Here is a 20,245-nt window from a genome sequence, read left to right on the forward strand (position 1 = left end):
AAAGAGCTAAGGCACCCTTAGCTCTTTTCTGCATTATTGGATTAGATTTAACACTCTTCTGGTGAGCCAGTACGTTCAGCAGTTCTAAATGACGAACCACAGCCACAGGACGCAATGGCATTGGGATTATCAATCGTGAAACCCCCGCCCATCATGTTTTGTTTGTAATCTATTTTCACTCCATCAAGCACTGGTGCATCTTCCTTATTGACTACAATTTTTAAGTTATGTTGTTCCAACAATAAATCAGCATCGGACTGCTCTTGTTCAAACCCCATCCCATATGATAAACCACTGCAGCCTCCACCTTTAACACCAATACGTAAAAACAGGTTTTCATTGCCTTCTTCTTTCATCATTCCGAATATATGACTGGCAGCTGCCTCGGTGATCGTAAGATTCATGAGATTAACCTCCTTTTGTTTGTGTATAACTTTTCATCTGGTTGATAACAGTATACTAATTTCCTACTTTTAATACAAAAATGTTGCTTAATCTATATTATTATATGGCATTTTTAAAAAATTGTTAGAAAGGATGTATAAAAGATAGTTTGATTGACCATAATGTTTTTATCCCCCGTTTCTCTAAATTTTGAAAGACACGTAATTTACCAAAAGGGAAATTACGTTGTTTTTCTTATTTTTTTGTCTATAAGGTAATTGGATGCAGTTCTTTTCGCGCATATTCCTACCTTCTGAATACAATTAGTGGTACATTAGAATTATTAGATTATATCATGATGAGGGGATGAACTTGAATGGCAAAAGAGTTATTAACACCTTTGTATGATAAAAAAGAAACATGCCCAAATTGTAAAACAACATTTACTACAAAAAAGATTCGTTCACGATTTATCAAACTCGACCATAGTGATACTGATTTTTGTCCCTATTATCAAGATGAAAATATCAGTCCCCTTCTTTATTTTGTCAAAGTATGTCCATCCTGCGGATATTCTTATACTGACCAATTTACTACATACTTCTATGAAGGAACTCAAGAAGCAATCCAGGAGGCCGTCTCTGACAAATGGGTGCCCCATAACTTTGGTGATGAAAGATCTATAAGTCAAGCGATCCAAACATATAAACTAGCATTCTATTGCGCCACACTAAAGAAGGAAAAATCAATTATTATTGCGAACCTTTTACTTCGTCTTGCCTGGCTCTGTCGGAAAATTAATAATCATAACGAGGAAAAACGTTTTACCGAACTGACATTGGAGCATTTAAATAAAGCCTATTTAGACGCTTACTATGGAAATAGTGAGGATATGACGGAAATTCGTGTTTTATATTTAATTGGTGAATTAAACCGGCGTTTGGGACGTTACGACCAAGCAATCTCTCATTTTTCAAAGGTCGTCGACATGCAAAATAAAACCCATGAAAGAAAGGTTGTTAACTTGGCCAGACAACAATGGTATGCGGCAAGGGATGAAAAGCGAAGCATGACAGAAAAGTAACAAAGCTTCCATCAGAAAATTGATGGAAGCTTTATCATTGTCTAGCTCCTCCAGTTTGTGCGGCGATGAACAAGGCGCTTCCGCTTTTCTAATTAGAACATTGGATTTTCATCTAAATATTTATAAATATTTTCTACCAACTGATCTGGAGTCTCACCCGAAACAAACTCACCGTTAACCAAAGCAAATAATGTATGGGCACATTTCCCGCAATAGCTAAGGCATCCATATTCAATGACATCAAGATTCGGATCCTTCTCCAATACTTCTCTAGCCTTTTGTGCACCACTTGCTAAGTTGCTGACACAAAATTCAATAAGTGGGTTAATCATATTACGACCTCTTTCACAACTAATCTACAAATAGAACTAGTTTTCTTATTTCGATATATATCCCAGTTTCTCCAACTTTGCAAATATTGTTTTTAGCTGAGGATTTCCTTCACCAACAAGGACATCGTTTATCACAACAGCCGGATAAAAAATATCCCCATTTTGAATAGATGCCACATACGGATCATTTTCAAAAGGCGGCTGTTCAATATCTATATAATTAATTGTTATGGACTGTTTAGGGTACTTCCTCGTTAAGGCCGCTTTAAGCCATTCAAACGTTTCCTTTGAAGAAGGAGAATGCAGACAGCTTGGACAAGGATGTTCACTCCCGTAAACTTTTATTTGCACATTTTGTTGACTCATATTAACTCCCCCTTGTTTTTTATTTTACTAAAACCCAAGTTGTTTGAATAGCTTTTTAAATTATCAACAATTATAATAGGGAGGTAAGGAAGGAGTCGATTATAATGAGTGAAAACAATACAATGATTCAGCAAGTTGAAGAAGTTTTAAACAAATTGCGTCCATTTTTACAACGTGATGGCGGTGACTGTGAATTAGTAGATGTAGAAGATGGAATTGTAAAATTACGCCTAATGGGTGCTTGCGGGAGCTGCCCAAGTTCTACGATCACATTAAAGGCTGGAATCGAACGCGCTCTTGTTGAGGAAGTTCCAGGCATTGTTGAAGTAGAGCAAGTATTTTAGAGAGAAAAGCGCAAGCGCCTTGCTCATCGCCGTACAAACTGGAGGGACTTCGACTGAGATAAAGGAAACTTGAATTGCGTTAGCAATTCTTAGTTGACTTATCGTAGGGAGGAGACCTGAAGTTTGCTAGGCGATAGGCGCTGGAGCTAGACAATGATGCACAACATCAAAAGAAAAAGCTGTCATTTGACAGCTTTTTCTTTTTTTTCTATAGACAAACCAGATTGGTCCACTTTCAATGTCTCAATTCTTGCAGTTGGGAACTTTTCTTGAAGGTGCTTCTGTATAGATTCACCTTTGCCCTTTGGTGCAAAGCAAATAATGGTCGGTCCTGCACCGCTAAGCGCTACACCATAGGCGCCCAATTCATCCGCCAATGAAAACACCATTCCGAGCTCCGGTATGAGTTCACCACGGTAAGGCTGGTGGAATAAATCTTTCACCATCATTTTCCCTGCCAGCTCCCAATTGGATGTTAACAATGCTGCTACAAGCACATTACTAATGCCACTTGCGAACACGGCTGTTTTAAACTCCATTGTTTCCGGGAGTACACTCCGTGCTTTTTTGGTCTCAAGTTCATAGGCTGGAATATAGACAACCATATCGATGTCAGGGAAGCCCGCATGAACCATATCTGTTCCATCTTCACGATGGCTGCCGATGATAAGACCGCCATATAAGGATGCTGCTACATTATCCAAATGACCTTCGATATTGCTTGCTCTTCTTAACTTTTCTTCAGCGGACAAATCAAGATTCAGAATTTGGTTTGCAAGTTCAATTCCGGCAACAATGGCTGCCGCACTGCTGCCGAGTCCCCTTGATAGTGGAATATCACTCGTAACTTCAACTCTGTGTGGTGGAAGTTCAAAGCCATAATCATCAGCCACAGAGGTAGCAACTTTATACATTAAATTTTCTTTTCCTTCTGGAAGTCCAGTAAGTTCTTCTGATTTAGAAATGAATTTCCATTCATCACTTGGTGTTACATCTAAAACTAAATAACGATTTACAGCCATGCCAACTGAGTCAAAGCCAGGCCCTAGATTAGCAGTACTGCCAGGAGTAGTTATTCTAAAAGCCTTATTATTTACCATTAAGTTACAGCTCCTTGGATATGTTCATCAGATAAATTTTTAAGAAAGTAAGATGTGTTGCTGGCATTAAAGTACTTCTTCCCCTTCAACTCGATAGCTGCTCTTTACACCACGGACAACTTCTAATGTATTTAGTTTTTCCATAATTTCATTATAAGCTTGCTTATTAGCGTGATGTGTGATGATAACAATTTCTGCTACACCTTTCGTTTTTAAAGGTAATTGCAAAATTTTCTCAAAACTAACATTATAGCTTGAAAATAATGATGTAATCGCCGCAAAAGCCCCTGGGCGATCCTGCACATGGATACGCAAGAAATATTTCGATAAAATTTCTTCATCAGATTTCAGGCTTTTTTTAAATTGTGATGCAACATATTTGCTTCCATTTACACCTAAAAGCATATTCTTCATTACTTCAACTAGATCCGATACGATTGATGTAGCAGTTGGAAATCTACCTGCACCTGGTCCGTAGAACATCGTTTCACCAACGGCTTCACCGCAAACATAAACAGCATTATAGACATCATTAACAGTTGCGAGCGGATGATTATTAGGCAATAATGTCGGCTGAACACTAACCTCAACCTTATCCTCTTCACGATCGGCAATACCAATTAATTTCATTGTATAGCCGAGACGTTTACTGTAGTCTAAATCTTCTTCTGTTATGCTTGAAATACCGCTGACTTTTACGTCATCCAAATCGATCTGCATGGAAAATCCTAAAGTAGCGAGAATTGCCATTTTTCTTGCCGCATCGAGACCTTCAACATCTGCTGTTGGATCTGATTCTGCATAGCCCAACTCTTGAGCCTCTTTTAATACTTCACCGTACGGACGGCCTTCCTGTGACATTTTAGTAAGGATGTAGTTGGTTGTTCCATTTACAATCCCCATCATTTTCGTAATCCGGTCTGATGCAAGGCCGTCTACTAAACTACGAATTATCGGAATTCCGCCCGCAACACTAGCTTCAAAAAATAAGTCGCAGCCATTTTCAGAAGCAATTTGTAATAGCTCTGCCCCGTAAAGTGCCATTAAATCTTTGTTCGCTGTTACAACATGTTTTTTATTCTGTAGTGCTTTAACCACGTAGTTTCTAGTATCTTCAATACCACCCATTACTTCAACAACAATATCGATATTCGGATTTTCAATGACTTCATTCGGATCTGTTGTTAATTTAGATGGATCAATTTCAATATCACGCTGTTTATCCAAATTTTTTACTACAATTTTTGTAATTTCAACCGGACATCCGATTTGATGAATTAATTTATCCTGGTGGCGCTCAACGATTTGAACAACACCGCTTCCTACAGTTCCTAATCCTAGCAATCCGATAGAAATTGATTTAATCATATTATTTTCACCCTTCCCACATGTCTACATACACGATACATCTGTTTTTGTCATACGGACATTATAGATGGAATTACCTTTCAATACAAGAGTTGTTTTTACTTAATTTTTGGACAACAGCTTTTCCTTACTTTTATAATATTAACATAATTCAATTAACCTTTTATACCCTGAAGCCATTCTATTTCAGGAATTTGCAAATTTCTCGATGAAACCCCACCAAAATTTTTAGAAAATGTACTTAAAAATCGTTCATAGTCCTCTGCTTGATCTAATACTCTAAAAAATTGTTTTTCATATTTCATTTTTCTTTTTTCCGTAGATGCTGAATAATATCCCTCAACTGCCTCAAAATAGGAGAGTGGAAATAATAACCTGCCAAATAATAATCGACAGCTTACTATTGATAATGGCATAATCCGCTCGTATTGATTTAAAAAGCTGCTTATTTCCTGCATGTCTGCACCTGTTACGTACTTGGATCGAATCCATTCTGCAAGATCACGTGTTGGATGATCAAAAATTAGGTCAGTTGGGAAAATGACTCTGTCTGGATCGGTTTGCGGTTTATATTTCACATAACAAATCGTACCTATTTGTGCCTCCTTGCGAGCGTCCTCCCACATACAGTCGGCAACATATTGGATCGCATTTTCAGATACACCAAGATAGTATGGAAAGGTTTCAAAAAATAATTTCTCAAAACGATTTTCCGGGAGTCCTTGAATCCTTTGGCCCCACCATTCTTCCAACTGATCAAGGCGATTTTCCCACATTGTTTTCCATAGACCTAGACGTGTCGCTATTTGTGGTGGATATGGGTAATAACGCCCCAGCTGATGTAATCTGGCTAAATCCTCGCCATCACCGAAAAGTCTTCTCCGATGATTTATATCAGGAAGCTTAAAAAGAGCGATGCTTTCACCATTAATATAACCAATCAACTCTTGTGTAACGGTCGGGACAAAATGGGCTATTCTATCTTCTTTTTGAAATTGCAAATAATCGCTTATTTGCTTCAGTTCCAATAATTCCTCCCGTTCTATTTCAGGAATCGGAACGATCACATACAAACTGCCATTTTCGTGAAAAGCTTGAAAGTTTTTATACTTAATAAATTGAGAGCTATTCAATCGATATTGTTCATATAGATCTCTTTCGATCATTTCCAAGCACCCCTTTCTAATACCTTATTAATATGTATGTAGGCTTACCCGTAAGTATAAATTGTTGCTCATTGGAAAAATTAAGAAGTATATAATGAACATAAAAAGCAAAATGAACGTATATTATGATAAGAAAAGGTGAAAAACATGATGAAGGATGAAAAACACATGGACCCTATTGAAAAACGTGCAAGGGAGCTATTAAAGGAACGCGGAGTCGAACTTAAAGATATCGCCGATTTAGTATATTATTTACAAAATAAATACCACGAGAATTTAAAAATAGAAGAGTGCTTAGCGAACATAGAACGTGTTTTATCAAAACGCGAGGTTCAAAATGCGATCATAACGGGAATTGAATTAGATATATTGGCAGAGAAAAAGCTAATTTCAGAGCCGTTATTAACTACATTATTAAATGATGAAGGTCTTTACGGGGTAGACGAAATCATTGCATTTTCCATTATTAATGTCTACGGATCAATCGGATTTACGAACTATGGGTACATTGATAAGCAGAAGCCGGGAATATTAGAAAAAATTAATGAGCACCATGAGGGTGTCTGCAATACATTTTTGGACGATATTGTTGGTGCCATTGCAGCGGCGGCCTCAAGCCGGTTAGCACACCGAGCTAAAAATGTGGAGTAAAACGAAAAGCCGAAGCGCCCATTTAGCGAAGTTTACGAGTCGCTGGGCGCTGAGGCTAGACAGCTTTTATATTTTATCAATCCATACGGATAAAGAGTCGACTACATAGGTTGGCTGGGTTTCATATTCGGTCAATTTTTCTTTGGAGGTCACCCCTGTATGGACGAGCAATGTATCTATACCTGCACTCATGCCGGCCGCAATATCGGTATCATAATTATCACCAACCATTAAAGTTTCTTCCTTATTTGCACCGAGGACGCGCAGAGCCTGCTCCATGATAATTGATTCAGGTTTTCCGATAAAGATCGGGTTCACTCCAGTAGAAACCGAAAAAACAGAGGTTAAGGCGCCATTTCCAGGCAGTAATCCTCTTTCTGTTGGAATCGCGATATCTGCATTCGTTGACAAAAAAGTAGCTCCATTTCTAATCCCCAAGCAGCCTTTTGCCAATTTTTCATACGTAAGATCCCTGTCAATTCCAACGACAACGTAATCCGGGTTTTCTTCAATAAAGGTGAACTGTTTTTCCTGAAGGGCATGCTGCAGACCTTCTTCACCAATCATATAAATAGCGGCATCTTTCTTCTGATCTGCAATGTAATTAGCAGCAGCCATACTAGATGTAAAAACGAGCTCTGGTGTTGCAGGAATATCAAAGGATATTAATTTTTCGGCTATTTGGTCTGGTCGCCGCGATGAATTATTCGTTACGAACAAATAAGGTATGTTCTTTTTTTGTATCGCTTTAACAAAATGTACAGCTTCTTCAATCCGTTCTGCTCCACGGTACATGGTGCCATCAAGGTCAATTAAATAAGCATTATACTTTTTCAAAAAATCACTCCTAACACAAATTATATAATGTTTGAATACAAAAGCAAAAAGAGACTGTCCCAAAGGTATCCATGTCTGCTGGACACTCTTAAGACAGCCTCTTTTTAATCTGCCGAAGGCTTTAACTTTGAATAAAGTTAAATCATTTCTTAATATGATATTGACAAGCTCCATCGCCATCACTTAAGCATGCATGTCTGACAATTTTGTCAGTGCCAAGAACTTCTTTAAATAATTCAAGCTCACGATGGCATGCAGATTGATATTTATTGGCTACTAAAGCTATTGGACAATTATGCTCGGACATTTCAAAACTTCCATCTTCATTTTGTTCGATATCAGCCATATAGCCGTTGTCATTTTGAATTTGAACAAGAGTTTGAAGTCTTTCTTCCAATGATTTACCTTCCATCCGCTTCATAAGGGTCACTTTCATCCGATCCTTACGTCGTTCAAACAGTTGATCGACCATTTCTTGTCCGTTTAATTCTTCAATATCAGCGATGAATTCTAGAATGATATTCTTATAGTTTCGTGGGAAAAGTTCTTCTCCAGCTTCTGAAAGTTGATAAATGTTTAAAGGACGTCCCATTGCTTGTCGAACAAGAATAGTTTCAACATAGCGGTCCTTTTCTAACGTATTTAAATGTCTCCGAACAGCCATCTCAGTAATTTGCAATTGATTAGCCATTTCAGTTACTGTCATACGTTTATTCAATTTTAACATTGTTAATATTTCATCTCTTGTTGAAGACGTATTACTAGTCATTATAGATCACCACCCTTGAATTCATTATAGCTTACTTTTCGACATTTTTAAACTTCTATATTTATATAATATTGAATACTTTGTTAACATTTTTATGCTTTAAAAGCGTTTATTGGTCCTAATTCATTTTCAAGGTAGATGCGGACCTGATTAGGAAATTGTTCAATTTTTACAATATTTTCTTTTAAGCTCTGTAAAATTTGATCATGATCAATATCTAAATAATTTTGAATCAGGATTTTACGAAAAGCAACGACTGCTTTTAATGGAACTTCATCCTCGGCTTTCACTACTTTTTCATCTAATAAAATATCAATGATATCCTCGTAGCTGCCTGGGTCTCTCATAATAAATCCATCAATTAATGTATTACCAACATCCAAAATTGACTCAATTAAAATATGCACAACTCGCTCAAGGGCAAGCTTTTCAAGGGGGCCATCCCAATTTGAATTTTCCTTTAAAATAGCAATATTTTTTTCAATATGTTGCAATAGCTGTTCGAGAAATTCACGATCTACAAAATACAACGCAATACACCTCTTAAAAATTATTTGTTTTTATAGGTTTACCATTTTACTACACCTAATTTATCGTAATGTATATTTTATTGTAGCATTATTTCAACTAATTTTCGACAAGAGATGGTTGTTGTTGTAAAATAAAGCACAGTAAGCTAAGAATCAAAATGGAGGGGATTATCATTACAGATTTTTTCTATCTATATGATGATACTGAAGAAACTAAAACACGATTTATAAGTTTTATGGGATCTAAACAACGATTTGATTTGGCTGTCATTCAAACAGACCGTTTTTACGGAAAAAATATAGTTCTTGATATTCAAAGCCATCGTTTTGCGATTATCGGGAAGGATGATTTAGACGAACCGGGGTATCTTGAACATATTTACAATTTAGATGAAGAGGATGCAGCTGAGCTTCATCATTTTCTAAAGCAAATCACTTCAGTATAACTAGTACAGTAAATTGGATTAAGTTTCACCACATGAAACCATCTTTTATAGACCATTCTATCTATAGGAGGTGGTTTCTTTGGGTTTTTGGAAGAAAAAAGGTACAGAACGTGAGCAATATACGGATTTTTCTAATGTTGAAACGATGAGGAATTTTTTGACTGCAGAAGAATTTCCAGATGGGGCCTATGGTTGTCCAATTAGGCAGGATGAGCCGGTAGAACTGAAAAGTACTCCTTGGGAAGAAGGACAGCGTAGATATAGTGCTTTCAACTATGAATTCAAATCGATGCATCAAGATTCTCCAAGGCAATATCCCGGTGCCCATCCACCGCATGATGATCCAGATACAGATCACGAGCTGCCATATACAACACCGTAAATGTATTATCAAGTTGGAGTGGTATTCCACAAGCCGAATATCGCTTCCAATTGTGATCGGACAATACAAAAGTAATTGCAAGAAAGCAAGCCTCTAAGCTAACCCGAATGAACATCTGGGTATTTCAGGAAGTAAGACTACATTCGGGTTTTAACGCTTAGAGACTTGTGGTTTGTATAAAATCATTAATTTATCACGTTGTCCGATCAAGATCGGTCGCAATATCCGACTTATGAAATACAGAATATTTAGGTGTAATTATTACTTTTTTAATTTTTTTATAACAAAATACGCACAGCCAAAATTGCAATACTCATACAGATACTCGGACAGTGTACTAATTTTCGTATCTGGTGCTGCCTTTTGATTGGAATCATCAAAAAATCCTTTTAAACGCAATTGATTATAACCCCAATCACCAACAATATAATCATATTTATTTAAAATATCACTGTAACGTTCTTTGATCGCATCTTCATTAAATCCATTTCGGTAATCCTCTACGAGCTCATATTGTACCCCGTTGATTAACATCCTCTCACCTCTTATCCCTTATTTCACCATATCTCAGGCATAGTTTTCTTTATTTTCAGCATTTTTAGCAGCTGCTTCTACCTGCTCATCGGCATGATAAGATGACCTTACAAGCGGCCCGGCTTCGCAATGCTTGAAGCCTTTTTCAAAAGCAGTCTTTTTCAACTCGGTAAATTCATTCGGATGATAATATTTTTCCACCGACAGATGCTTTTTCGTCGGCTGCAAGTATTGACCAATCGTCAAAATATCAACATCATGTGCCCGTAAATCCGTCATGGCTTCGATGATTTCTTCCGTTGTTTCCCCTAATCCGATCATAATGCTCGATTTCGTTGGAACACTCGGTTGAAATTGTTTGGCATTATAAAGGAATTTCAAAGACTGGTCATATTTCGCTTTCGAACGAACTCGATCAGAAAGTCTTCGAACTGTTTCAATATTATGGTTTAAAATATCCGGCTTGGCGTCCATTAAAAGCTTTAAGCTTTCGATATTTCCCCCTAAATCTGACGGCAAAACTTCGATTGAAGTTAATGGCGAACTTTTTCGTATTTCCCTTATAGTTTCAGCAAAAATGAATGCACCGCCGTCATTTAAATCATCCCGGGCAACGGCTGTGATGACAACATGCTTTAAATTCATCACTTTCACTGATTCAGCAACCCGTTTTGGTTCTTCCAAGTCCGTTTCTGTTGGAAGACCTGTTTTAACCGCACAGAATCGACATGCTCTTGTGCACACATCACCAAGGATCATAAAGGTCGCTGTTCTTCTTTCGCCCCAGCATTCGTGGATATTCGGGCATTTTGCCTCTTCACAAACTGTATGTAATTCTTTATTCCGCATTAATTTTTTTAATTCTGTATAGTTTTCATTTGTATTTAACTTAATTTTTAGCCATTCAGGTTTTCTATTAGGAACATGATTGTCTTTCACTTACATCACTCCAAACGATAGATTGTATAGTGTTCAATTTACCATAATGCACTCACCTTTTCTACTTTTCGAATATTTGACTCCATTTTCCACCTATTAATTTTTGGTTTTTTTGCAAACTATAAATAGTAATTCATTTGCGAAAGGGGAATTTGACGTTGTGAAGCGGACTGTCATTTTTATACTCTTACTTTTATTTTGCCTGAGTATAGATCCAGACCTTACAAAAGCAAATACACAAAAGAAACCCGAAGATATTTATAACGAAAGATTAGCCTTATATAAAAAAGTAGAAGCCATCACGCAAATCCCTTGGTACTACTTAGGTGCCATCGACCAATATGAACGGAGCACCCGGCGTGCTCGAAAGGATATCCCTAAGGAACAAGGGTTTATTGGAATATATTTTTCTCCACGACAATGGGCTGGCCCTCTAAACCCAGAATTAAATGATACGAACGCAAAGACAATTCAGTTTTTCGGAGGCATTGGCTTGGATGGAAATGGAGATGGATTAGCAGACCAAAATGATGACGAGGATGTTTTATTTACATTTGCCAATTATATAGCTGACTTTGGTTTTGATAAAAAGAATATAAAAATTGCGCTTTGGGAGTATTACAAACGAGACAAAGCTGTCGGTATTATCATAAACAATGCTCTTTTATTTGAAAAATACGGTTTAGACATTGTGGATAAACATGCTTTTCCGGTACCATTAAGATGGAATTATTCCTACCGAAGCACATGGGGCGACAGAAGAGGATGGGGCGGCATTCGCATCCATGAAGGCACTGACATTTTTGCCGGGTACGGGACCCCTGTCCGGTCTACAAGTTATGGTGTCATTGAGCTAAAAGGCTGGAATAAATACGGCGGCTGGAGAGTCGGTATTCGTGATCTAAATAATAATTATCACTACTATGCCCATTTATCCGGTTTTGAGGGTAAATTAAAGCCTGGCCAATTAGTTGAAGCCGGCGAAGTGATTGGCTACGTTGGAAGTTCCGGCTATGGCCCTCCAGGTACATCTGGAAAGTTCCCGCCACATTTGCATTACGGAATCTATAAAGATAACGGCATGACAGAATGGTCCTTTGATCCGTATCCTTCGTTGCGTAACTGGGAGAGACAGGAAAGACAGCAAAGGAAGAAGAAATAAATTAATATTAGAATAAAATAGGGGCTGCCGCAATTCTTTTGCGGTCAGCCGTCCCCCAAAATTAATATAATATTAAGGCAGCGGTGCTTCTATCGAGGGTTCTCCTCCTTCACCACTATTGTAGAAGTACGGTACTTCTCCGTTGATATTTCGTATATCTATTGGAATATTTGTTGAAACGGTTATCATATTTGATTTAAATGGAATTATCACTTGAATTTTTACGATTACATTAACGAATAGTTTTATTAAGACATTATTAATTCCATATTCAGTCATTTCATTTTTTACATCTGTATTTACTTCACCAACCATTGAAAACCGAACTGGGATCTTTGGACCTAAGTTTGCCAATAACACATTTCCAGTTGCTTGACCCAATGGAATTTCTGCAATTATCCCTTTTTGATCCATTGTTATATGTTCCCCCGTTAAACGAGACGGAGGAATTTCTCCTCTTTCAATTGCATGCAAATAATCTTGCACTACTTGTGTTGATTCCCATAAAAAATTTCTTATTTGCGCCGTATCCCATCCGATAGTTGAGACTCTGCCGTCCTCTGATTTCTCGATAATGACTAAATCCTCAATTTGCTTATCACTCTCTGCAATTTTTTCTCTTAATGCTTCGTTAATGGCTAACGTTGCAAATTGCTCTGCCTTGCTTTCAGCAATACTCATTAACGTCGGTTCAATGCCTTTATTTATAATCCATAACCCTTGAAAAGTAAAAAGGGTAAAGATAACAAACGTTATAATAAATACAGTTTTAGTAGGTAAGGGTCCTCTCCTAGGAAAACGCCGCCTGAATTTAGCCAAAAAAATCCCCCCTTAACAACAATCTATGTTTGTTTAGGCGGGACTATTTCATTTTTTCCTAATAAGGTTGTATCTGTTTCAACAATAACAACGGAGAGTTCTTTCAGTAAGTCTAATTCGTATGGTGTTTGCACACGGGCTCCATGATCTTCAATAATTCTAATCACCGGTCTTTCGCTTGTGCCGGTGTTTTGTCTAATAACAATCCCTTTTCGGCCATCATTTAGGTGAACTGATAACCCTGTTGGATAGGCGGCAATGGATCTCCGAAAGGCTTCAATCATAGTTAAATCAAATTTCGTCCCTGCACCTGCATATAAAATTTCCAGACCCTCATGTGGAAGCAATGCTTGACGATAAACTCGATTGGATGTTACAGCGTCATATACATCCGTAATCGCTAGAATACGGCTATAATAATGAATATCTTCCCCGACTAATGACCTTGGGTATCCACTTCCATCCATCCGCTCATGATGCTGGTATGCACAGTGAGCAGCAACTAACGGCAAATTAGGAATATTCCTCAAAATATTAAAGCCATCTTCAGCATGCTTCTGTATAACGTAAAATTCCTCATTTGTTAATTTCCCGGGTTTCGTCAAAATATCATATGGAACGAGCATCTTTCCCACATCATGAAGCATGGCTCCCATTCCAAGCTCTTCTAGCTTCCGCTCTGGCAGCTTCAGTTCTACACCGAGTGCAAGGCTATAAATCGTAACATTCAATGAATGTGTGAATATGTAATGATCATAAGCTGATACTTCAGATAATAACGAAATGACATCTGTATGATTTTTTATTTGATTCAAAATATCTTGAACTACAAACGAAAACTTTTTACCAAGCTGTTCGAAAAGAAATACATTTGAAAGCGATTTTCCACTTTTTACAACTTCAAATGTCTGTTCAATTGTCTGAAATGCTTCTTTCTTAGTTTTTTCTGAGATTGGTGATTTTAGCTCGATATCATTTGTAAAAGGGTCGCTTATGTAAACATACGTTATTCCTAACTCAATGAGACGATCAATTATTCGAGGAGTTAGCGGTACTCCCTCACCTACCAAAACCTGCCCTTTTCCATTATAGATAGGTTTGGCGAGTGTCATATTCCTTTGTAATGACTTTGTTGATAATAATCTCATAAAACTACCATACCCCTATCTAACTAAAAAATAATCAATACTACTTCTCACTGATTATTATCATACCAAAATTTAGTCGGAAGAAATAGAATTTTATCGAATTTTGCTGAAAACAAAAAGTGTCTGGATACAGACTCAGACACTTCAGTCAAGCATTTCAGATCATTTTAAGCAAAGCATCCTTGCCTTGCATTCCCACTGTAATACCGCGATTTTCAGCTTCGATCGTAACAGATTCGAGAGGTGCTTCTAGCAGTTGTTCAATCGTCCGAACCCCTACTGCTCTCCCTGCAATAATTCCTCTCTCCTTCAGCTTTTCATTTAATAAAGCTACATCTAAAGCACCGCACATAATATATCCTTTATCACTTGTCACCGCCATAAAATTTGTTTTCGGCAGCGCAATTGTAATAGCTGTAAATTGGTGATCATTTATGAAAATAGGCTCCGTTTTAATCATCCAAATACCACATCCTTTCCATAATCAATTTATGATCATTTGAAGAATTGGTATGGGTGTCTGTCCTTTTTTTCAAGGATTATAAAATTAAACGGATGCCAATCAAAATTAAAGTAACACGTAAAACTTTAACCAATGTTTCAGCTTTTAAATGTTGATTAATAATCGCTCCTAATTTTGCTCCAATCCATGCGCCCGGAATTAAGGCAATCGCGATCAGCCAGTCTATATTCCCAAGCGTAAAATGGGTATATGAACTGACTGTTGAAGAAAGAAAAATAAGAAACATTGATGTTGCAATTGCAATATGCGCAGGAAATCTGAATATTAACAGCATGGCCGGAACCATTAATGAGCCACCACCAATTCCAAATATTCCTCCTAGAAAACCAACGACGAAAGATATAAAAATTCCAAAAAAGATATTAAAGCTATATGTATCTGTATTCCCTTTTACATCCACATTCGTTCTACTAATCCTAAAGCGGCTCGTAGAAGCGGAAACAGGCTTCAATTTCCCCCGAATCATTAAAGTAAACGAAATAAATATCATAAAAAGTCCAAAATAAAGACTAAACTCTTCCGCATTTAAATATTTGTTCGTCATCGCCCCAATTATTGACCCTGGAGCACTCCCAATAAAAAAGAGTAAGCCACTGATATAATCGACTGTTTTATGCTTCATAAACATTAACGTCGACGATAAACCGGTAAAAATAATAACTAACGAAGAGGTTCCAACCGTAATTTGCGGCGTTACATTGCTAATCCAGTCTGTATAGGTGCCAAGAAACAATAGCGATGGCACAATAATGATGCCTCCACCTAAACCAATTAAACTCCCAACAACCCCTGAAAACAAACCAAGAAAAAACAAAATAATCCATTCCATCATACTTCACCACCTATTACCTTATGAATATAACAAGACTCGAGGCTATTTGATTAGCCTCGAGTCTTACATTAATTGGTTAAACATATTTAGTTTAGCCGATAGACCCTTCCATTTCAAACTTGATCAAACGATTCATTTCAACCGCATATTCCATTGGAAGTTCACGTGTAAATGGTTCGATAAAGCCCATTACGATCATTTCTGTAGCTTCTTGTTCTGAAATACCTCTGCTCATTAGGTAGAAGAGCTGTTCTTCTGATACTTTTGAAACTTTCGCTTCGTGTTCAAGCGAAATATTTTCTGTATGAACTTCATTGTATGGAATTGTATCTGATTTTGATTTATTATCCATAATCAATGTGTCACATTCAACGTTTGAACGAGAGCCATCAGCCTTTTTGCCAAAGTGTACGACACCACGATAGGTTACGTTTCCGCCATGCTTAGAGATGGACTTAGAAACAATAGTGGATGAAGTATTCGGTGCTAGGTGAATCATCTTCGCACCAGCATCCTGATGCTGTCCTTTACCAGCAATCGCAATTGAAAGTGTAAGACCACGTGCGCCTTCACCTTTCAAAATACAGGCTGGATATTTCATTGTCAGCTTAGAACCGATGTTGCCATCAACCCATTCCATTGTACCGTAGGCATCAACTGTTGTACGCTTTGTAACAAGGTTGAAAACGTTATTTGCCCAGTTTTGAATTGTTGTATAACGGCAGTATGCATTTTTACCAACGATAATTTCTACAACCGCACTATGAAGGGAGTTTGTTGTATAAACTGGTGCTGTACAGCCTTCAACGTAATGAACCGATGCATCATCATCAACGATAATGAGTGTACGTTCAAATTGTCCCATATTCTCAGAGTTAATACGGAAATACGCTTGCAGCGGTGTATCTACCTTTACACCTTTCGGTACATAGATAAAGGAACCACCAGACCATACAGCTGAATTAAGGGCTGCAAATTTATTATCTGCAGGCGGGACAACTGTTCCGAAATATTTTCTAAAGATATCTTCATTTTCTTTTAATGCAGAATCAGTATCTTTAAAAACAATACCTAGTTTTTCAAGGTCTTCCTTCATATTATGATAAACAACCTCAGATTCATATTGAGCAGAAACCCCTGCTAAATATTTTTGCTCTGCTTCAGGAATACCTAGTTTATCAAACGTATTCTTAATTTCTTCAGGAACCTCATCCCAAGATTTCTCGGACTTCTCTGAAGGCTTAACATAATACGTAATTTCATCGAAGTTTAACTCGCTTAAATCCCCGCCCCATTGTGGCATCGGCATTTTGTAAAATAATTCTAGAGATTTTAAGCGAAAATCTAACATCCATTGTGGTTCTTTTTTCATTTTTGAAATTTCTGTTACGATTTCTTCTGTTAATCCACGCTTCGATCTGAAAATAGAAACGTCTTTATCTTTAAAGCCATATTTATAATCGCCGATCTCCGGCATTTTCTTTGCCATCTTAATATCCCCTCCTAAATTGGGTGTAAGAGAAAAGCTGATTCTTAATGTTCATGATCTTCGTGTTCATGAAGACCTTTCTCCATTGCCTTCCAGCATAATGTCGCACATTTGATACGAGCCGGAAACTTGGCAACTCCCGCCAACGCTTCGATATCACCAAGATCCAAACCAGTATCATCATAATCTTCACCAAGCATCATTTTTGAAAAAACATCAGCCATCCGCAGGGCCTTTTCAATCTTTTGCCCTTTAATAGCCTGACTCATCATGGATGCAGATGACATACTAATGGAACAGCCTTCTCCATCAAATTTAACATCCGTTACGATTCCATCTTCAACCTTCAATTGCAATTGAATTCGGTCACCGCAAGTCGGGTTATTCATATTAATCTTAATATCACTTTCATCCTGCATTACTCCACGATTACGCGGATTCTTGTAATGATCCATAATCACTTTGCGATACAGTGAATCCAAATCAATATTTTTATTAATAGAGGACATTTCCAAAATACTCCTTTGTCTTTATTAATGCCTTAACAAAGACGTCAATTTCTTCTTCAGTATTATATAGATAAAAGCTAGCCCGAGCAGTTGCCGATACTTTTAACCATTTCATCAATGGCTGTGCACAATGATGTCCCGCACGAACGGCGATTCCCTCTGCATCTAATACTGTTGCCACATCATGTGGATGGACATCATCAATATTAAATGTAACAAGACCAGCTCTTTCTTTCGGTCCATAAATCGTTACACCTTCCACTCCACCCACTTTTTCCATCGCATATTGTGCTAGCTTATGCTCATACTCAGCAATATTATCCATTCCGATCTCTTCTAAAAAGTCAATCGCTGCACCTAAACCAATCGCACCTGCGATGATGGGTGTACCACCTTCGAACTTCCACGGGAGCTCTTTCCACGTTGAATCATACAAATCAACAAAATCAATCATTTCTCCACCGAACTCAATCGGCTCCATCTTTTCCAGTAAAGCTTTCTTTCCGTATAATACACCGATTCCTGTTGGTCCGCACATTTTATGACCAGATAAAGCATAAAAATCACAATCTAAATCTTGAACGTCAATTTTCATATGTGGCGTGCTTTGGGCACCATCGACAACCATAACGGCCCCATTTTTATGAGCAATGGCCGCAATTTCCTTCACTGGATTGATTGTCCCGAGCACATTAGAAACGTACATGACTGAAACAATTTTTGTATTTGGCGTCACTGTTTTTTCAACATCTGCTAAGGCAATCGTACCATCCTCTTGAAGTGGAATATACTTTAACGTTGCACCCGAAGTCTTAGCAACCTGCTGCCAAGGAATAATATTACTATGATGCTCCATTGGCGTGATAACGATCTCGTCGCCTTCTTTCAGGTTTGCACGAGCATAACTTGCAGCCACAGTATTGATTCCTGTCGTTGTACCACGAACAAACACAATTTCTTGAACTGCTTTTGCATTAATAAATTTTCTAACCTTTTCGCGTGCGCCTTCATATCCGTCTGTTGCTAAAGTTCCTAGTGTATGTACACCGCGATGAACGTTAGAGTTATATTCACGATAATACCGGTCTACCGCCTCTATAACTTGTACCGGCTTTTGCGATGTAGCAGCGCTGTCCAAGTATACTAACGGATGATTATTAACTTGCTGGTGAAGAATCGGGAATTGTTTACGGATTTCTTGAATATTCATTATCGAACTTTCCTTTCAATCACTTCAACTAGCTGATTTTTTACATTTTCAATCGCTAATTCATTAACGACCGGTCTTAAGAATCCATGTATGATTAGGCGTTCTGCTTCCACTTTTTGAATACCACGGCTCATTAAATAGTAAAGTTGAACTGGGTCAACTCGTCCCACTGATGCTGCGTGTCCTGCCATTACATCATCTTCATCAATTAATAAAATTGGATTTGCGTCGCCACGAGCTTTTTCACTTAGCATCAGAATACGCGATGTTTGCTCAGCATTCGATTTTGTTGCACCATGCTCAATTTTACCAATTCCATTGAAAATGGAAGTAGCCTCGTCCTTTACTACACCATGATTTAAAATATTGCCTACTGAGTTTTTACCGAAATGAACAATTTTCGTTGTAATGTTCTGTTTTTGCTCGCCACGGCTAACAGTCACAGTTTTGGAATCTGCATAGGAACCATCGCCTTTTAGATTCGTAATGTTTTCAGAAACTGTATTGCCATCATTCATTTGTCCTAATGCCCATTCAATACGTCCATCACGACCTACAACACCACGACGGTTCACATAGGCTGTCATTCCTGTTGCCAAGTGATCAACAGCACCATAATGAACGTTTGCATTTGTACCAGCAATAACCTCAGCAATAATATTAGCAACATTTTCTGTTTCATTAAATGATAAATAGTTTTCGATATAGGTAACAGCACTATTATCCTCTGCCACTACGATGACATGATTGAAAAGTGCCACGTCTTCATCTTGCAAATAAACAACTTGCAACGGTTCTTTCACTTCAACGTTTTTCGGAACATAAATAAAAGTACCGCCCGTCATTAAAGCAGCATGTAAAGCCGTCAATTTATGTTCATCCACTTTTACTGCTTTTGTCATAAAATATTTCTGTAGTAGTTCACCATGGGTAGAAGCTGCTGTAGCAATATCCGTGAAAATAACACCTTGATTTTTAAGTTCTTCTGATATAACAGTATATGCTAACGAGCCATTACGTTGAATAAGCAAATTTTGTTTTTGTGCTTGATCACTATTAATTAATGCTTTAATTTCTTCTGGTAATTGCTCTAAAGATTGTATTTTTTCATTTTTTAAACCATGCTTGAAGTTTGTGAAATTCCAATTATCAATTTTTGTTTTATCAGCTTTTGGCAGTGGTAATTGGTCTACTTTCTGCAAAGCTTCAAGACGTATATTTGTTAACCATTCAGGTTCTCCAAGATTTTTTGAAAATTGACTTACATACTCAGCATCGTATGGAAGTTTAGTTTCGACTGTCATCAAAATTCCTCCTCACT

25 protein-coding genes are annotated in these 20,245 nt (G+C 37.6%); 6 read left to right on the forward strand and 19 right to left on the reverse strand.

What is annotated here, in order from left to right; all coding sequences use genetic code 11:
• Nucleotides 1-47: 47 nt before the first annotated feature.
• A complete protein-coding gene (locus P9E47_RS10475) occupies nucleotides 48-404 on the reverse strand; it encodes a HesB/IscA family protein (protein ID WP_003332775.1) in 357 nt (118 codons plus the stop codon).
• Between the two features lie 356 nt (nucleotides 405-760).
• On the opposite strand from P9E47_RS10475, the gene P9E47_RS10480 reads away from it, so the two are divergent.
• A complete protein-coding gene (locus P9E47_RS10480) occupies nucleotides 761-1,468 on the forward strand; it encodes a DUF2225 domain-containing protein (RefSeq protein ID WP_003332774.1) in 708 nt (235 codons plus the stop codon).
• 92 nt (nucleotides 1,469-1,560) lie between these two features.
• Here the strand turns inward: P9E47_RS10480 and P9E47_RS10485 are convergent, their stop codons facing one another.
• Both P9E47_RS10485 and P9E47_RS10490 read right to left on the reverse strand, forming a co-directional pair.
• On the reverse strand, nucleotides 1,561-1,800 hold the full coding sequence (locus P9E47_RS10485; protein ID WP_003332773.1) for a YuzB family protein: 240 nt from the start codon (nucleotides 1,798-1,800) through the stop codon (nucleotides 1,561-1,563).
• 45 nt (nucleotides 1,801-1,845) lie between these two features.
• Nucleotides 1,846-2,166 (reverse strand): DUF1462 family protein, encoded by a 321-nt coding sequence (locus tag P9E47_RS10490; protein ID WP_326163383.1) that lies wholly within the window; start codon nucleotides 2,164-2,166, stop codon nucleotides 1,846-1,848.
• Between the two features lie 104 nt (nucleotides 2,167-2,270).
• Here P9E47_RS10490 and P9E47_RS10495 point away from each other — a divergent pair, with 104 nt between their 5' ends.
• On the forward strand, nucleotides 2,271-2,510 hold the full coding sequence (locus P9E47_RS10495; protein ID WP_035192388.1) for a NifU family protein: 240 nt from the start codon (nucleotides 2,271-2,273) through the stop codon (nucleotides 2,508-2,510).
• A 182-nt stretch (nucleotides 2,511-2,692) separates the two neighbouring features.
• On the opposite strand, the gene thrB is transcribed toward P9E47_RS10495, so the two are convergent.
• From thrB to yutH, 3 genes are all read right to left on the reverse strand, one after another.
• Nucleotides 2,693-3,610, reverse strand: coding sequence for a homoserine kinase (gene thrB, locus P9E47_RS10500; RefSeq protein WP_003330995.1), 918 nt, complete (start codon nucleotides 3,608-3,610; stop codon nucleotides 2,693-2,695).
• Between the two features lie 66 nt (nucleotides 3,611-3,676).
• Entirely contained in the window at nucleotides 3,677-4,978 is a 1,302-nt protein-coding gene (locus P9E47_RS10505; RefSeq protein ID WP_326163385.1) for a homoserine dehydrogenase, read from the reverse strand.
• Between the two features lie 155 nt (nucleotides 4,979-5,133).
• Nucleotides 5,134-6,144, reverse strand: a complete 1,011-nt coding sequence (yutH, locus tag P9E47_RS10510; protein ID WP_326163386.1) for a spore coat putative kinase YutH — start codon at nucleotides 6,142-6,144, stop codon at nucleotides 5,134-5,136.
• Nucleotides 6,145-6,294: 150 nt separating this feature from the next.
• On the opposite strand from yutH, the gene P9E47_RS10515 reads away from it, so the two are divergent.
• Nucleotides 6,295-6,795 carry a phosphatidylglycerophosphatase A family protein gene (locus tag P9E47_RS10515; RefSeq protein ID WP_003330992.1) on the forward strand — a complete coding sequence of 167 codons (501 nt, stop codon included), beginning with the start codon at nucleotides 6,295-6,297 and terminating at the stop codon, nucleotides 6,793-6,795.
• Nucleotides 6,796-6,861: 66 nt separating this feature from the next.
• Here the strand turns inward: P9E47_RS10515 and P9E47_RS10520 are convergent, their stop codons facing one another.
• The 3 genes from P9E47_RS10520 to P9E47_RS10530 form a co-directional block, all read right to left on the reverse strand.
• Nucleotides 6,862-7,632 (reverse strand): TIGR01457 family HAD-type hydrolase, encoded by a 771-nt coding sequence (locus P9E47_RS10520; RefSeq protein WP_326163388.1) that lies wholly within the window; start codon nucleotides 7,630-7,632, stop codon nucleotides 6,862-6,864.
• A 142-nt stretch (nucleotides 7,633-7,774) separates the two neighbouring features.
• On the reverse strand, nucleotides 7,775-8,401 hold the full coding sequence (locus P9E47_RS10525) for a helix-turn-helix transcriptional regulator (RefSeq protein WP_003330990.1): 627 nt from the start codon (nucleotides 8,399-8,401) through the stop codon (nucleotides 7,775-7,777).
• A gap of 92 nt (nucleotides 8,402-8,493) precedes the next feature.
• The gene (locus P9E47_RS10530; protein WP_003330989.1) at nucleotides 8,494-8,931 is read right to left on the reverse strand and encodes a DUF86 domain-containing protein; all 438 of its coding nucleotides are present in this window, start codon (nucleotides 8,929-8,931) and stop codon (nucleotides 8,494-8,496) included.
• Between the two features lie 158 nt (nucleotides 8,932-9,089).
• Between P9E47_RS10530 and P9E47_RS10535 the strand changes: the two genes are divergently transcribed.
• Both P9E47_RS10535 and P9E47_RS10540 read left to right on the forward strand, forming a co-directional pair.
• Complete coding sequence (locus tag P9E47_RS10535; protein WP_003330988.1) at nucleotides 9,090-9,377, forward strand: DUF3055 domain-containing protein; 288 nt, start codon at nucleotides 9,090-9,092, stop codon at nucleotides 9,375-9,377.
• Nucleotides 9,378-9,522: 145 nt separating this feature from the next.
• The gene (locus tag P9E47_RS10540; protein WP_051015788.1) at nucleotides 9,523-9,759 is read left to right on the forward strand and encodes a hypothetical protein; all 237 of its coding nucleotides are present in this window, start codon (nucleotides 9,523-9,525) and stop codon (nucleotides 9,757-9,759) included.
• Between the two features lie 261 nt (nucleotides 9,760-10,020).
• On the opposite strand, the gene P9E47_RS10545 is transcribed toward P9E47_RS10540, so the two are convergent.
• Both P9E47_RS10545 and lipA read right to left on the reverse strand, forming a co-directional pair.
• Nucleotides 10,021-10,293: a YutD family protein gene (locus tag P9E47_RS10545; RefSeq protein WP_003330987.1), complete on the reverse strand. Its 273-nt coding sequence runs from the start codon at nucleotides 10,291-10,293 to the stop codon at nucleotides 10,021-10,023.
• Nucleotides 10,294-10,326: 33 nt separating this feature from the next.
• The gene (gene lipA, locus P9E47_RS10550) at nucleotides 10,327-11,232 is read right to left on the reverse strand and encodes a lipoyl synthase (RefSeq protein WP_326163390.1); all 906 of its coding nucleotides are present in this window, start codon (nucleotides 11,230-11,232) and stop codon (nucleotides 10,327-10,329) included.
• Between the two features lie 160 nt (nucleotides 11,233-11,392).
• On the opposite strand from lipA, the gene P9E47_RS10555 reads away from it, so the two are divergent.
• The gene (locus P9E47_RS10555; RefSeq protein WP_003330985.1) at nucleotides 11,393-12,394 is read left to right on the forward strand and encodes a M23 family metallopeptidase; all 1,002 of its coding nucleotides are present in this window, start codon (nucleotides 11,393-11,395) and stop codon (nucleotides 12,392-12,394) included.
• A 72-nt stretch (nucleotides 12,395-12,466) separates the two neighbouring features.
• Here P9E47_RS10555 and yunB read toward each other — a convergent pair whose 3' ends face one another.
• The 8 genes from yunB to sufD form a co-directional block, all read right to left on the reverse strand.
• On the reverse strand, nucleotides 12,467-13,213 hold the full coding sequence (gene yunB / locus P9E47_RS10560; protein ID WP_003330984.1) for a sporulation protein YunB: 747 nt from the start codon (nucleotides 13,211-13,213) through the stop codon (nucleotides 12,467-12,469).
• 23 nt (nucleotides 13,214-13,236) lie between these two features.
• Nucleotides 13,237-14,361, reverse strand: coding sequence for an HD-GYP domain-containing protein (locus tag P9E47_RS10565; protein WP_003330983.1), 1,125 nt, complete (start codon nucleotides 14,359-14,361; stop codon nucleotides 13,237-13,239).
• Between the two features lie 157 nt (nucleotides 14,362-14,518).
• Nucleotides 14,519-14,821: a YunC family protein gene (locus tag P9E47_RS10570; RefSeq protein ID WP_003330982.1), complete on the reverse strand. Its 303-nt coding sequence runs from the start codon at nucleotides 14,819-14,821 to the stop codon at nucleotides 14,519-14,521.
• Between the two features lie 79 nt (nucleotides 14,822-14,900).
• A complete protein-coding gene (locus P9E47_RS10575; RefSeq protein ID WP_003330981.1) occupies nucleotides 14,901-15,713 on the reverse strand; it encodes a sulfite exporter TauE/SafE family protein in 813 nt (270 codons plus the stop codon).
• Nucleotides 15,714-15,807: 94 nt separating this feature from the next.
• On the reverse strand, nucleotides 15,808-17,205 hold the full coding sequence (sufB, locus tag P9E47_RS10580) for a Fe-S cluster assembly protein SufB (RefSeq protein ID WP_003330881.1): 1,398 nt from the start codon (nucleotides 17,203-17,205) through the stop codon (nucleotides 15,808-15,810).
• A 44-nt stretch (nucleotides 17,206-17,249) separates the two neighbouring features.
• Nucleotides 17,250-17,714, reverse strand: coding sequence for a Fe-S cluster assembly sulfur transfer protein SufU (gene sufU, locus P9E47_RS10585; protein ID WP_003330880.1), 465 nt, complete (start codon nucleotides 17,712-17,714; stop codon nucleotides 17,250-17,252).
• Complete coding sequence (locus P9E47_RS10590) at nucleotides 17,701-18,924, reverse strand: cysteine desulfurase (RefSeq protein WP_326163392.1); 1,224 nt, start codon at nucleotides 18,922-18,924, stop codon at nucleotides 17,701-17,703. The genes sufU and P9E47_RS10590 overlap by 14 nt, the downstream gene beginning before the upstream one ends.
• The gene (gene sufD / locus P9E47_RS10595; RefSeq protein WP_003330877.1) at nucleotides 18,924-20,228 is read right to left on the reverse strand and encodes a Fe-S cluster assembly protein SufD; all 1,305 of its coding nucleotides are present in this window, start codon (nucleotides 20,226-20,228) and stop codon (nucleotides 18,924-18,926) included. Before sufD ends, P9E47_RS10590 begins: the two co-directional genes overlap by 1 nt.
• Nucleotides 20,229-20,245: the final 17 nt, after the last annotated feature.

The organism is Schinkia azotoformans (assembly GCF_035811335.1).
GTDB lineage: Bacteria > Bacillota > Bacilli > Bacillales > Bacillaceae_J > Schinkia > Schinkia azotoformans.

Bases quoted from the DNA above. Each gene is read 5' to 3' on its own strand.
- P9E47_RS10515 (WP_003330992.1), top strand. From the start codon at position 6,295: ATGAAGGATGAAAAACACATGGACCCTATTGAAAAACGTGCAAGGGAG.
- P9E47_RS10495 (WP_035192388.1), top strand. From the start codon at position 2,271: ATGAGTGAAAACAATACAATGATTCAGCAAGTTGAAGAAGTTTTAAAC.
- P9E47_RS10590 (WP_326163392.1), bottom strand. From the start codon at position 18,924: ATGAATATTCAAGAAATCCGTAAACAATTCCCGATTCTTCACCAGCAA.
- yutH (WP_326163386.1), bottom strand. From the start codon at position 6,144: ATGATCGAAAGAGATCTATATGAACAATATCGATTGAATAGCTCTCAA.
- P9E47_RS10525 (WP_003330990.1), bottom strand. From the start codon at position 8,401: ATGACTAGTAATACGTCTTCAACAAGAGATGAAATATTAACAATGTTA.
- sufU (WP_003330880.1), bottom strand. From the start codon at position 17,714: ATGTCCTCTATTAATAAAAATATTGATTTGGATTCACTGTATCGCAAA.
- thrB (WP_003330995.1), bottom strand. From the start codon at position 3,610: ATGGTAAATAATAAGGCTTTTAGAATAACTACTCCTGGCAGTACTGCT.
- P9E47_RS10540 (WP_051015788.1), top strand. From the start codon at position 9,523: ATGAGGAATTTTTTGACTGCAGAAGAATTTCCAGATGGGGCCTATGGT.
- P9E47_RS10575 (WP_003330981.1), bottom strand. From the start codon at position 15,713: ATGGAATGGATTATTTTGTTTTTTCTTGGTTTGTTTTCAGGGGTTGTT.
- P9E47_RS10545 (WP_003330987.1), bottom strand. From the start codon at position 10,293: ATGTTAATCAACGGGGTACAATATGAGCTCGTAGAGGATTACCGAAAT.
- P9E47_RS10570 (WP_003330982.1), bottom strand. From the start codon at position 14,821: ATGATTAAAACGGAGCCTATTTTCATAAATGATCACCAATTTACAGCT.
- P9E47_RS10565 (WP_003330983.1), bottom strand. From the start codon at position 14,361: ATGAGATTATTATCAACAAAGTCATTACAAAGGAATATGACACTCGCC.
- sufB (WP_003330881.1), bottom strand. From the start codon at position 17,205: ATGGCAAAGAAAATGCCGGAGATCGGCGATTATAAATATGGCTTTAAA.
- P9E47_RS10480 (WP_003332774.1), top strand. From the start codon at position 761: ATGGCAAAAGAGTTATTAACACCTTTGTATGATAAAAAAGAAACATGC.
- P9E47_RS10535 (WP_003330988.1), top strand. From the start codon at position 9,090: ATGGAGGGGATTATCATTACAGATTTTTTCTATCTATATGATGATACT.
- sufD (WP_003330877.1), bottom strand. From the start codon at position 20,228: ATGACAGTCGAAACTAAACTTCCATACGATGCTGAGTATGTAAGTCAA.
- P9E47_RS10485 (WP_003332773.1), bottom strand. From the start codon at position 1,800: ATGATTAACCCACTTATTGAATTTTGTGTCAGCAACTTAGCAAGTGGT.
- P9E47_RS10505 (WP_326163385.1), bottom strand. From the start codon at position 4,978: ATGATTAAATCAATTTCTATCGGATTGCTAGGATTAGGAACTGTAGGA.
- P9E47_RS10490 (WP_326163383.1), bottom strand. From the start codon at position 2,166: ATGAGTCAACAAAATGTGCAAATAAAAGTTTACGGGAGTGAACATCCT.
- P9E47_RS10475 (WP_003332775.1), bottom strand. From the start codon at position 404: ATGAATCTTACGATCACCGAGGCAGCTGCCAGTCATATATTCGGAATG.